This is a genomic window from Corynebacterium sp. HMSC14H10 (genome assembly GCF_001807105.1).
GTDB lineage: Bacteria > Actinomycetota > Actinomycetes > Mycobacteriales > Mycobacteriaceae > Corynebacterium > Corynebacterium jeikeium_D.
On the sequence record NZ_KV787433.1, the window covers coordinates 15901 to 26632 of the forward strand.

At 63.0% G+C, this 10732-nt stretch carries 14 protein-coding genes and 1 pseudogene; 11 read left to right on the plus strand and 4 right to left on the minus strand.

Annotated features, from left to right (window positions below; translation table 11 throughout):
* The first annotated feature begins 80 nt into the window (after positions 1 to 80).
* The gene (locus tag HMPREF3135_RS07160) at positions 81 to 611 is read left to right on the plus strand and encodes an SMI1/KNR4 family protein (RefSeq protein WP_224783792.1); all 531 of its coding nucleotides are present in this window, start codon (positions 81 to 83) and stop codon (positions 609 to 611) included.
* 148 nt (positions 612 to 759) lie between these two features.
* A complete protein-coding gene (locus HMPREF3135_RS07165) occupies positions 760 to 1404 on the plus strand; it encodes a mycothiol-dependent nitroreductase Rv2466c family protein (protein ID WP_049193750.1) in 645 nt (214 codons plus the stop codon).
* Between the two features lie 36 nt (positions 1405 to 1440).
* On the opposite strand, the gene HMPREF3135_RS07170 is transcribed toward HMPREF3135_RS07165, so the two are convergent.
* Positions 1441 to 2637, minus strand: a complete 1197-nt coding sequence (locus tag HMPREF3135_RS07170; protein WP_070429500.1) for a TIGR04053 family radical SAM/SPASM domain-containing protein — start codon at positions 2635 to 2637, stop codon at positions 1441 to 1443.
* A gap of 228 nt (positions 2638 to 2865) precedes the next feature.
* Between HMPREF3135_RS07170 and HMPREF3135_RS07175 the strand changes: the two genes are divergently transcribed.
* The 4 genes and pseudogenes from HMPREF3135_RS07175 (at position 2866) to HMPREF3135_RS11620 (ending at position 4065) form a co-directional block, all read left to right on the plus strand.
* Positions 2866 to 3339: a ribose-5-phosphate isomerase gene (locus tag HMPREF3135_RS07175; RefSeq protein WP_005511109.1), complete on the plus strand. Its 474-nt coding sequence runs from the start codon at positions 2866 to 2868 to the stop codon at positions 3337 to 3339.
* A 107-nt stretch (positions 3340 to 3446) separates the two neighbouring features.
* Positions 3447 to 3803, plus strand: a complete 357-nt coding sequence (locus tag HMPREF3135_RS07180) for a DJ-1/PfpI family protein (RefSeq protein WP_256364754.1) — start codon at positions 3447 to 3449, stop codon at positions 3801 to 3803.
* A pseudogene (locus HMPREF3135_RS11615) lies at positions 3751 to 3900 on the plus strand (DJ-1/PfpI family protein); the annotation flags it as partial. The gene HMPREF3135_RS07180 and the pseudogene HMPREF3135_RS11615, both read left to right, overlap by 53 nt.
* 36 nt (positions 3901 to 3936) lie before the next feature.
* Entirely contained in the window at positions 3937 to 4065 is a 129-nt protein-coding gene (locus HMPREF3135_RS11620) for a hypothetical protein (RefSeq protein WP_256364755.1), read from the plus strand.
* Positions 4066 to 4081: 16 nt separating this feature from the next.
* Here the strand turns inward: HMPREF3135_RS11620 and HMPREF3135_RS07185 are convergent, their stop codons facing one another.
* Positions 4082 to 4963 carry a hypothetical protein gene (locus HMPREF3135_RS07185; protein WP_016422295.1) on the minus strand — a complete coding sequence of 294 codons (882 nt, stop codon included), beginning with the start codon at positions 4961 to 4963 and terminating at the stop codon, positions 4082 to 4084.
* A 146-nt stretch (positions 4964 to 5109) separates the two neighbouring features.
* Positions 5110 to 5343, minus strand: a complete 234-nt coding sequence (locus HMPREF3135_RS07190) for a hypothetical protein (protein WP_049193930.1) — start codon at positions 5341 to 5343, stop codon at positions 5110 to 5112.
* A 377-nt stretch (positions 5344 to 5720) separates the two neighbouring features.
* Between HMPREF3135_RS07190 and HMPREF3135_RS07195 the strand changes: the two genes are divergently transcribed.
* From HMPREF3135_RS07195 to HMPREF3135_RS07210, 5 genes are all read left to right on the plus strand, one after another.
* On the plus strand, positions 5721 to 7244 hold the full coding sequence (locus tag HMPREF3135_RS07195; protein WP_049170990.1) for a glycoside hydrolase family 1 protein: 1524 nt from the start codon (positions 5721 to 5723) through the stop codon (positions 7242 to 7244).
* A complete protein-coding gene (locus HMPREF3135_RS07200; RefSeq protein WP_016422298.1) occupies positions 7241 to 8548 on the plus strand; it encodes an MFS transporter in 1308 nt (435 codons plus the stop codon). Before HMPREF3135_RS07195 ends, HMPREF3135_RS07200 begins: the two co-directional genes overlap by 4 nt.
* 97 nt (positions 8549 to 8645) lie before the next feature.
* Entirely contained in the window at positions 8646 to 8981 is a 336-nt protein-coding gene (locus HMPREF3135_RS11395; protein WP_168163237.1) for a hypothetical protein, read from the plus strand.
* Complete coding sequence (locus tag HMPREF3135_RS07205; RefSeq protein WP_168163238.1) at positions 8971 to 9402, plus strand: alpha/beta fold hydrolase; 432 nt, start codon at positions 8971 to 8973, stop codon at positions 9400 to 9402. Before HMPREF3135_RS11395 ends, HMPREF3135_RS07205 begins: the two co-directional genes overlap by 11 nt.
* Complete coding sequence (locus tag HMPREF3135_RS07210) at positions 9399 to 10328, plus strand: alpha/beta hydrolase (RefSeq protein WP_070438913.1); 930 nt, start codon at positions 9399 to 9401, stop codon at positions 10326 to 10328. Before HMPREF3135_RS07205 ends, HMPREF3135_RS07210 begins: the two co-directional genes overlap by 4 nt.
* A 38-nt stretch (positions 10329 to 10366) precedes the next feature.
* Here HMPREF3135_RS07210 and HMPREF3135_RS07215 read toward each other — a convergent pair whose 3' ends face one another.
* Entirely contained in the window at positions 10367 to 10579 is a 213-nt protein-coding gene (locus tag HMPREF3135_RS07215; protein WP_048735147.1) for a hypothetical protein, read from the minus strand.
* Between the last annotated feature and the right edge of the window lie 153 nt (positions 10580 to 10732).

Consider the following 10732-nt stretch of genomic DNA (forward strand, 5'->3'; position numbering starts at 1 on the left):
CGGTCGATTGGCGGTCGATTGAGCGAGATTTTGGCTTCTTTGGCATGCGAGCAAAGCCGAACGTGAATACACTTCGTTTCATGTACGAACTCAGTGATGATGCAAGCAAGGTTGAACGGGTCAACGCGGCGTGGGATCGCATTGAAGCAAAGCTTGGCGACGATGCTTTGGAGGCCCCGGCGACAGAAGCGGAACTGGATCAGCTTGAGGCTGACCTCGGAGTAAAGCTGCCAGACTACGTGCGAGCTTCGTGGCTGCGGCACGCGTCTGTGGACGGTGAGCCGTGGGACGGTGGCTGGATTGCACCGCCTAAGTCGATTCTGAATGACTACAAGCTGTGGACTCAGCTGCAGGCCGACGGCGAGTTCGATGACTTTGAAGCCGAAAGCATGGACAGCGCCGACTCGGATGGCAAGTGGTATCACGAGGCATGGATTCCACTGGTCATGGACTTCGGCGGAAACAACTACTGTCTGGACATGCGCTCGGGGAAGATGGTCTCCATGGACCACGAGGTGGGCTCGGAGTTCCTGGACTACGCCGACTGGCCTGCCTACCTGGAGGCTGCCGCTGATTCCCTGGAGGCTACGGGCTTGCCCTGGAACGGTTAGGTAGGCGATTTAGACGGCGCCCGATGGGGGAGCCAGTTAACACCAGGTCCGGTAGAACTTCGGACCCATCCGAATTCATGAATGCGAGCCGAAAAAATCCGCCCTATAGTCGTTGATAAGTCAATCAATGCTTTAGGAGGACTTTCACATGAGCAATCGAGACAAGGTCACTTTTTACTTCGACGTTTCCTGCCCGTTTTGCTGGGTGACGTCGCGCTGGATTAAGGAAGTCGAAAAGGTCCGCGACATCGAGATCGAGTGGAAGCCGATGAGCCTGTCGGTGCTCAATGAAGGCCGCGATGAACTGCCGGAAGATTACAAGTTCATGATGCAGTGCAACTGGACCCCGGCACGCCTGTTCAACGCCGTGTTCTCCCAGGATGGCCAGGAGGCCGTCGACAAGCTCTACACCGCGCTGGGCACGAAGGTCCACAACGAAAACCGCATCGATCGCCACGCGCATGTCGACGAGCCGGAGCACGCATTCGACGAGCTGATTAAGGAAGCCCTCGCAGAGGTTGGACTGCCGGAAGAGCGACTGGCCCAGGCCTTGACCACTGAGTTCGATGAGCTCATGCGTGAAAACCACGCAGAGGCCATGAAGGAGGTCGGCAACGACGTCGGCACTCCGGTGGTCAAGCTTAACGACGTTGCCTTCTTCGGTCCAGTGCTTACCCGTATCCCACGCGGCGAAGAAGCGGGCAAGATCTTCGACGGCTCGGTCGCCCTTGCCAGCTACCCGTACTTCTTCGAGATTAAGCGCTCCCGGACTGAGAGCCCGCGCTTCGACTAAGAAAGCAGTAGCAGCTGGGGCGCGCAGTTAGGAGAGCTAACCCGCTCCGGCTCCAGCATTCTGCCCGGTAGAGGCCTGCCGTTCTTCTTCGCTCATCGCAGCCCACCGCGGCGGAATGTAGACGCAGGTTGGATCGGATGCCGTGTAATCCCCGGTCAACGCGTACGCGGTCGACCGGGACCCACCGCATACGCTGTGGTATTCACAGACGCTGCACTTTCCATGCCAATTGTCCGGATCGCGAAGGGCCTTGAACGCCGGCGAGTTCGAATAGATTTCCTGGAATGGCGTGGCCTTCACATTTCCGCAGTGAAGCGGCAGGAAGCCATTGGGGTAGACGTCGCCGATGTGGTCAATGAAGGCAAAACCTGACCCGGAATTGACGGCCATGGGGGAGCGCGGGCGACGTGGCTTTTCCGGCACAGCACCGAGCAGCTTTGTCGTTTCCTCGGTCAAGTAACGGTAGAGCTCGCCGCCCTCATAGGGTGGCAGCCCCTTTTCCTTCGCTTCCTCCTGCTGCATGACGACGCGCCGATACTGCGGCGCCTCCGTCGTCTTAATGGCAATTCGGTTGGACACATCAGACAACCAGTGCAGAACATCCTCGCGTTCCTCCGGTGACAATGCGCCCAAATCCGCACCGCGACCAGTGGGAACGAGGAAAAAGACGTACCACATCTTGGCCTGCATCTCCATGACGGTCTTCAGCAGCGCTGGCGCCTCATGAATATTTCCCTTGGTCAGGGTCGAGTTAATCTGCAGCCGGTAACCGGCCTCGTTGATGTGCGGAGCCATTTCGAGCGTCTTTTCAAAAGTGCCCGAAAATCCACGGAACTTGTCATGGGTCTGGGCAGTCGCGCCATCGAGCGACATGGACATCGCCTTGCCACCGGCCTCACGCAGTGACTGAATCCGCTCTGGCGTGAGCCGCGGCGTCACCGATGGAGATAGCGACATATTCAGGCCCTGCTCCGTGCCGAATCGCACCAATTCTTCCAGGTCATCACGCTCAAAAGGATCACCGCCGGTGAGCACTACAAGCGGCTTCGGCTTGCTATACGACGCCAAGGTCTCCAGCAGCATCTTGCCCTCGGTGGTCGAAAGCTGGTGAGGATGCGGCTCGTGCTGCGCATCTGCACGGCAGTGCTTGCAGACTAAGCCACAAGCCCGCGTGACCTCCCAAATGACAATAAATGGTTTCTTGTTGATGTCATGCCGAACCGTTCGCACCACCGGTGCGTGATGATTCCCATGGGAGCCATGGGCTTCAGGATCGACTTGGAAGTGAGCTTGCGGCGCAGGAGACACGGTAAAAGCACCCAATTTCCGGTTTCGAAGGCGTGCTGAAACGCAAATACAGTCACTTTTCACCCTATTCGGCTGCGCAGGAGACGTCGTCAAGCAATACCTAAAACGGGTGCAGGCGCCGTGGAATCCGTGGGAACCGCTAAACTTGCTGCCATGCGTATTTACCTTGGTGCAGACCACGCCGGTTTTGAGATGAAGAACCTGATTAAGGCCCACCTGGAGAAGGCTGGCCACGACGTCGTTGATTGCGGCGCTCACACCTACGACCCTGCAGATGATTACCCAGCATTCTGCATTGAGGCGGCTTCCCGTACCGTCGCTGATCCGGGCAGCCTGGGCATCGTGCTCGGCGGTTCCGGCAACGGCGAGCAGATTGCTGCTAACAAGGTCAAGGGCGCTCGTTGTGCGCTGGCTTGGTCGGTGGAGACCGCAAAGCTCGCCCGCGAGCACAACAATGCTCAGCTGATCGGCCTCGGCGGTCGTATGCACTCTGAGGAAGAGGCCCTGGCTATCGTCGATGCTTTCGTCTCCCAGCCGTGGAGCGAGGAGGAGCGTCACCAGCGCCGCATCGACATTCTGGCAGAGTACGAAAAGACTGGCGTTGCCCCGGAGCTGCCAGAAGCTTAAAGGGATTGCTGTTCGCTATCTGTTGATAGGAATAAAAAAGGGGTCTGGTTCCAGAAAACTCTGGGACCAGACCTTTTTTCATGTGTAGACGGAGTAGGAATTGTCGTATGACAAATCAAGAAGCGCATCGCCGAGTAACTGTTGTGCTATTCCCCGGGTTCGAGCTCTTGGACGTATTTGGACCGGTTGGCCTTTTTGGCCATGTCCCAGAGATTGAGGTCGAATATGTCGCCAACATTGCTGGTCCGATAACCAGCGCTCAGGGGGCGCAGGTTATCGCCACACGTTGTGCCACTGACCTCGAAACGGTCGATATTCTTCTAGTTCCTGGTGGAGCCGGGAGTAGAACACTAGTTGACGATGCAGAGGTTTTTGGACTGGCTCAACAACCTCGGATCCCGGGCGCGGTTAGTGGCATCGGTTTGCACAGGTTCCGCACTGCTTGCTGCGGCTGGGCTTCTTGAAGGAAAGCGGGCAACTAGTAATAAGTTGGCTTTTGATTGGGCTACCTCGTTCGGAAACGAAGTGACGTGGGTGAAAGCGGCTCGATGGGTTGAAGACGGAGATCGCTGGAGCTCATCAGGAGTCGCAGCAGGTATGGATATGGCTGTTGCTTTAATTAGCAGCATCCTTGGCAAGGAAGCTGGTCGATTCGCCGCCAGAAAAATTGAGTATCGGCCTCAGACAGACGGCACTGTCGATCCTTTTGCGGATTTAGCGAAATAGCGGCGCCGGGCTTTTTCTAAATATCGAAACCGTCGAATCCGCCGTCGAAAAATCCGCCGCCGTCGCCGCCGCCGTCGCCGCCACCGAAGAGGCCGTCGAAGAAGCCTCCGCCGTCGCCTGCGTCACCGGCATCTGCACCGCCGCCACCGAAGTCGCCGCCAAGGTCATCTCCACCGAAATCGTCGCCACCGAAGTCTTCGGCTCCAAAGTCCTCGGTGCCGCCGAAGTCGTCAGCGCCGGTGCCCATGCCGCTGGCGAACTCATCAGCGCCGTAGGCAACACCGGCCATACCGTGGAAGAGGGTAGAGAACAGCAGCATCGAGCCTGCGGTCCAGACACCGGTGCGGAGCGCGGACTTCCACCATGGCTCGGAGTACCAACCGGCCGGAACCGGACGGCCAGCGACACGACCACCGGGGTAGTAGTTCGGAGTTTCCGGGGTGGCGTATGGAGAGGCGGTAACCGAGTGGCCTTCGTGCTCAATGGTGCGAGTTTCGGTCACAGAACCAGCGGCCTTCTGCCCCTCCAGCGGTGGCAGTGTCGGCCCCGCCGGCAGGCCCATAATTTCGCGAGCCGCATTGATGTAGTGCAGGCCCTCCAGCGCCGATTCGCGGGCCATTCGCGCCTGTGCCGGGGTGCGCGCAGTAGAAATCTGCGAGGAAGCGGCATTGTAGCGCTCGGATGCGTCAGCAAGAGCCTGCGTGGAAGCCGAATCGGTGCCAGCCAGGTTCAATACCTGTGAGCCCAGTCGCTCAATCCATCGGCGGGCGTCTGCGACGGCGTCTTCCAATTGATTGTTCTGGCGAGCATCAAAGGCCCTGTTAGAGCGGTTTTGAGCCATCGACGCGATGATAATTGCGCCGCCGACGGTGATCGCGATCAGGATTAAAGCCCCCATGGGCTAGGCCTCCAAAAAGGAAATTGCGGGTACTGCTTGTAATTACTTGAGATAACGCATGTAGAGCGAAAAAAGTTCCCGAGCTTACATATCTGTCCGACAGATGTAGCTCGGGAACCAGGAAATGATTGGGTATGGGTAGGTATCTATGATTCGGCGGAGTCGGTGCTCTTGGTGCGGCTCTTCCGATTGGCGTGCCATGCGCGAACTTCTTCGGAATCCCACAGGGTCAACCCATGAAGCTTCGCGACGGGGTCAGGAGCCTTCTTGCGGCCAGCGTAGCTGGTGAAAGTGCCACGTGCGGTGCCGGAAAAAGCAGCGCATTCGACCGCGGTCCATAGTTCGTGTCCAGTATCGGCATCGATAATGGTGGGCTTCATGGTGCCCAGAGTACCCGTAGCACTGGATCCTGAACAGAGGTCAGAAGAATTTCTGGTCCCCGGACGTCGGCTCAGAAAGTAAAAACCGGGAGCAATGCGCCCGGTTGCGTGGAGGGGATGACGGGAATCGAACCCGCGTCTTCAGCTTAGAAGGCTGACAAGTGGGGTTCCTAACGTGATTTTTGATTATTTTTTGGGGGGGGGACATCGTCAACAACGGGCCGGGGCTCCGATTCGTTCCAGGGGGAGCGGATTTTTCGCGAACGATCCGGTTGCTCTACTCGGTTGCTTTACGACGACCCCGTCGACGCGCGAAACCCATAATATTTTGTTTGAAAACCAAAAACTAGGCGTGATGTGTGACATAGGATGTCGGCATGTCAACCAATGTGCCTGCCAATGACCGAACTCTCCATCCTCAGCCGCGCACGTCGCCGCTCGCGAAGCCGTTGCATCACGACGTCGATCTGCGGGGTCTGCTGATCGGCACGGCGTCGGCCGCCGGGCAGATCGAGGGCGGTGACGAGAACAACGACTGGTTCGATTGGGCCCGCGAGCCCGGCAACATCGCCGATGGTTCGACCCCGCTGCGCGCCACCGACCACTGGAACCGGTGGCGGGAGGACAACGAGCTCATGGCGTCGCTGGGTCTGCCCATCGCTCGCATCGGCGTGGAGTGGGCGCGTATCGAACCGCGGCCGGGGGAGTTCGACCATGCGGTGCTGGATCGCTACCGTGAGGAGATTGCCGACCTGCGGGACAAGGGGATTCGTCCGCTGGTGACGCTCCATCACTTCGTCAATCCGCTCTGGTTCGCTCGGCGCGGCGGCTTCACCTCCGATGAATCGCCGGCGGCTTTCCTGCGCTATGCGGAGACGACCGTGCGGGCGCTCGACGACCTCGTCGACGAGTGGATCACCGTCAACGAGCCGAACGTGTACGCCACCCAGGCGCACATGTTCCGCTCGGGCCCGCCGGGCAACCGCTCGTGGGGCGACACGATGGCCGTGCTGCGCAACATGGCGGTGTCCCACATCCGCGGTTACGAGGTCATCCACGGCATCCAGGGGGATCGGGCGAAGGTCGGCATCGCCCACCACGCACGGGCGTTCGCGCCGCGCAATCCGCGCAACCCCATCCACCGCGGCCTGGCGCGGATCAATCGGCATCTGTTCCAGGACATCGTCGCCGACGCGCATCTGGCGGGGAAGTTCCATCCGCTGCTGGGCGGGGCGAAGGTCGGCCGCGGGTTGCCGTCGGGCCGCCACCACGACTTCCTGGGCCTGAACTACTACTCGCGCACGGCCGTCGACAAGTTCGACGACGGCACCTTCGTCGGGGCTCCGGTCAACGACCTCGGGTGGGAAATCCACCCCGAGGGCCTGGTCGAATGCGCCCGCGACCTGAACGAGCGTTTCGGCGGACCGGTCTGGATCACCGAAAACGGCACCTGCGATCTCGGCGATCTGGAGCTGTCGGTCGGTGGCGTGGACGCGGGCGTCGAAAAGCCGAATCCGGCCGGGGACTACGCCAACCCGGACGCCGGGGCTGCCGACCGCAGGCTGGAGTCGTTCCGGCCGCGGTTCATCCTGGAGCACCTGCGGGCCATCGCCGAGTCGGACGTGCCCATCGAGCGCTGGTACCACTGGTGCTTCGTGGACAACTGGGAATGGGCCGACGGCGAAGAGCCGCGATTCGGCATCGTCCACCTGGACTACGAGACGCAGGAACGGACGATGAAGCCGTCGGGCCACCTGCTGGCCGAGCTGGCCCGCACCGGGCGGATCACCCCGGAGCTGCACCGGCGCTACACCGCAGGCCGTCGTTACCCCGTCGCGGACGAACACACCGACCCCAACGTGCGGGCGCAGCCGCCGGAGCCGGATGGGGTGCAGGGATGAGCTCCTCCGAACACGCCGGCTCCTCCGAACGCGCCATCTCCGACGTCGGGCGTTTCACCGCCGACCCCGCCCAGCGCACGCCGGTGACCACCGGCTGGATCGTGCGGTACGGCCTGCTGTACCTGGGGCAGAACATCTCGTGGGCAGCGCCGACGCAGCTGTTGTTGGCGCAGCAGATCCTCATCTGGCATCCGGGGGAGAAGGAGGAGAAGTTCGCGCTCCTCATGGCGGTCGGCGGGTTCTTCTCCATCATCGGGCATCCGCTGGCCGGGTGGTTGTCGGACCGCACGGACACGCGCTGGGGCCGCCGCGCCCCGTGGATCCTCTTCGGCGGGCTGGCGGCGGCCGGGTCGCTGGTGTTCCTGGGCGCCGCGCCGGGCTTCATGGCGTTGACCATCGGGTGGGCGGTGTTCCAGCTGGCCATCGCGGCGTCAATCAACGCGGCCCAGGCGGTGGCGCCGGATACGGTGCCGGACAATCAGTACGGCGTGGTCTCGGGTGTGCTGGGGCTGACGTACACCCTCGGCGTGGTGCTGGGCACCGTCGTGGCCACGGTGTTCGACCTGGGGCTGGCGTACATCGTCACCGCGGCGCTGCTGCTGGTGCTCATCGGCCAGTTCCTGCCGGGCTTCCGCGACGTGTCCCGGGTGCGGTCGCAGGCGGCCGCATCTCCGGTGCTTGACGACGCCGGCGGGGACGCTGACGCCGTGGTGCCCGCCGTCGCCGAGGTGCCCGGAGGGCTCTACCGCGACTTCACGTGGGTGTTCATCGCCCGGTTCCTGGTGACCACGGGCAACTCGGTCGCGTTGTTCTACCTGTTCTATTACCTGCGCGATCACATCGGCCACCCCGATCCGGATGCCGGCGTACTCGTCCTCACCGGCGCGTATGCCCTGTGCGTCATCGTCACCGCGATCCTGTCGGGCAAAGTGTCCGACAAGATGGGCAAGCGCCGGGTGTTCGTGGCGTTGTCGTCGATGGGCGTCGCCGGGGCCTGCGCGATCATGGCGTTCGCCGGGAGCTTCGCCATGGTCGTCGGCGCGGCGGTGCTGTTGGGTCTGTCGTGGGGCGTGTTCATGGCCGTCGATCAGGCCCTGATCAACCAGGTGCTGCCCAAGGCCGATGAGCGCGGGCGTGACGTGGGCGTCATGAACCTCGCCGTCGCCGGCCCGAACATGGCCGCCCCGGTGCTCGCCGCCTTCGCGTTGGCGAACCTCGGCGGGTACCCCGGCCTGTACGTTTTCGCGGGCGCGCTCACCGCCGTCGGTGCGGTGCTGGTGTACCGGGTGCGGTCCGTGCCCTGATCTCCGTGCGTTGAACAGCGTGCGGCCGGTGCCTTAATCTTCGTGCCTTGAACGGCGTGCGGTCGGCGTTACGGTTTGATACCGTTCGTTGCAGTCGATGAAAGGTGTTTATCCCCGTGCGCCCCACGAAGAAGTTGTCCCCCGCCGCATTCGGCGCAGCGTCCCCCGCCGTCTCCTCTGTGGAGACCGGTGCCGAGGCCCGGTCCGCGAGCCGAGTCTCAGCGGCCCCGTCGTCCCGGACGTCCTTCGTCCGCAGGGCGTTGGCCCCGGTCACGGCGCTCGCGCTGGCGGGCACGTTGCTGTCGGTGCCGCAGGCGTCGGCCGGCGGCTCCGCCGGTCCGGCCGATCTCGGCGGGTTGGACTGGGGCGCGTGCCCGACCGCGGCGATGACCGCGCCGGGCACCGTGTGCGCGGACATCGACGTGCCACGTGATTATTCCGACCCGGAGGGCGCGACGATTTCCCTCACTGTCAGCCGGGTTCCGGCGACGGGGGAGCGCCGTGGCGTCATCGCAGGCAATCCGGGCGGCCCCGGCGGCGACGCGTTGGGAATGTTCTCCGACGAGGCCGTGAGGATGCCGACCGCCGTCCGGGAGCACTTCGACCTCATCGCCGTCGAGCCGCGCGGCCTGGCCTGGGGCACCCCGCTGAACTGCAACGTGGCGGACATCCCGATGACGGGTCTGCTCTCCGGGCAGGTCGGCGCGATGTACGCCTCCTGCGAAGCCAATGAACCGGGATACGCGGCGACCATCACCACGGAGAACACCGCTCGCGATCTCAACCATGTCCGCGACGTGCTCGGCCAGGACGTCATGCACCTCTACGGCCTGTCCTACGGCACGGATCTGTGAGCACGTACGCGACCCTGTTCCCGGACAAGACGGGCCGGATGGTGCTGGATTCCTCGGTCGATCCTGCCGACCGTTACTTTCGGCTCGGAGACTCGCGCGAGCCGTGGCGCCGCGAGGCTCTCAACGCGATGTTCCAGTGGATCGCCGACCGTGACGACGAGTACGGCCTGGGCACCACCGCCCTGCAGGTGTACGCGCGCTGGTCGCAGCGCATCAACGAGGAGGTTGGCGCGCCGGGTCAGGTCTACCCGCCGCCGACGCAGGTGGGCGACGTGCCCGCCGCCTTCGCCGACGACCCGGAGGCGTTCATGCAGCTGGCCGACGGCGTTCTGCCCGTCGCGTGGCGCAGCCATTCCTTCGCGGCGAACCTGATGCGCCCCGGCGCCGGCAATCAGTCGGTGCTGCTGCAGCAGACCTTCGCGGCGACGTACTCGGAGAGCATGTGGCCCGACATCGCCGACGCCGTGGTCACCGGCGAGGTGGAGACCCCCGAACTACCCGAGGGCGTGACCCCGGAAGACATGATGGCGCAGACCGAGGCGATGGGAACCATCGAGCGGGCGATCATCTGCAACGACAACGTCACCGCCGCCGACCCGTCCCGCATTCCCCGCACGTACCTCGACCAGTTCACCGGCGGCGACATCTTCCGCCTCAACGCCGATGCGCTGTCGTCGGGGCAGCTATGCCTCGGCTGGCCGGGGCAGGGCGCTGCCGTGGAACTCAGCGGCGACGCCCTCGAGTCGAAGCCGCTGCTGCTCCACTACGACCGCGATGCGGCGGTGACCGGCACGGGCGGCCGCGCGATGCAGGCGGTCATGGGCGGCGAGCTCATCGAGCTGCCGGGCCACGGCCACGGCGTGCTCGTCGCCCCCAACGACGCCGACGAGATCGCCAACGTCGTCGCCGCCCACTACTTGGGCTGACCGGTCATGCCGGGCTGACCGGTCCGAGATTGGGCCGGCTACTTGCCCTTCGCCTCGTGGCCTTTCTGCCACTCGCGCACGTCGTCGGAGTTCCGCGGGTTCAGCCCGTGGAGCTTCGCCGCCGGCACCGGCGCTTTGCCACGGCCCGCATAGCTGGTGAACGTGCCGCGCGCGGTACCGGTGAACTCCGCGCATTCGGCGACGGTCCACAGCTCGACGCCGGTGTCCTTGTCGATGATGCGAGGATTCATGCCGCCGGGACTAGTTGTGCGTGACGACGGCAAAAGACCCGACATGACAGTGCCACCGACTTGTTACCGACGCTGTATGAAACCGTGACGCGCGCACGCGGTCGTGACATGCCTGTGACGGATTTCGGGGGTTAAGTGACAAAAAGTGTGTCT

Excerpts from the sequence above, each read along its gene's own strand:
- HMPREF3135_RS07160 (WP_224783792.1), top strand. The coding sequence starts at position 81 with ATGTACGAACTCAGTGATGATGCAAGCAAGGTTGAACGGGTCAACGCG.
- HMPREF3135_RS07165 (WP_049193750.1), top strand. The coding sequence starts at position 760 with ATGAGCAATCGAGACAAGGTCACTTTTTACTTCGACGTTTCCTGCCCG.
- HMPREF3135_RS07175 (WP_005511109.1), top strand. The coding sequence starts at position 2,866 with ATGCGTATTTACCTTGGTGCAGACCACGCCGGTTTTGAGATGAAGAAC.
- HMPREF3135_RS07180 (WP_256364754.1), top strand. The coding sequence starts at position 3,447 with ATGACAAATCAAGAAGCGCATCGCCGAGTAACTGTTGTGCTATTCCCC.
- HMPREF3135_RS11620 (WP_256364755.1), top strand. The coding sequence starts at position 3,937 with ATGGATATGGCTGTTGCTTTAATTAGCAGCATCCTTGGCAAGGAAGCT.
- HMPREF3135_RS07185 (WP_016422295.1), bottom strand. The coding sequence starts at position 4,963 with ATGGGGGCTTTAATCCTGATCGCGATCACCGTCGGCGGCGCAATTATC.
- HMPREF3135_RS07190 (WP_049193930.1), bottom strand. The coding sequence starts at position 5,343 with ATGAAGCCCACCATTATCGATGCCGATACTGGACACGAACTATGGACC.
- HMPREF3135_RS07195 (WP_049170990.1), top strand. The coding sequence starts at position 5,721 with ATGTCAACCAATGTGCCTGCCAATGACCGAACTCTCCATCCTCAGCCG.
- HMPREF3135_RS07200 (WP_016422298.1), top strand. The coding sequence starts at position 7,241 with ATGAGCTCCTCCGAACACGCCGGCTCCTCCGAACGCGCCATCTCCGAC.
- HMPREF3135_RS11395 (WP_168163237.1), top strand. The coding sequence starts at position 8,646 with ATGAAAGGTGTTTATCCCCGTGCGCCCCACGAAGAAGTTGTCCCCCGC.
- HMPREF3135_RS07215 (WP_048735147.1), bottom strand. The coding sequence starts at position 10,579 with ATGAATCCTCGCATCATCGACAAGGACACCGGCGTCGAGCTGTGGACC.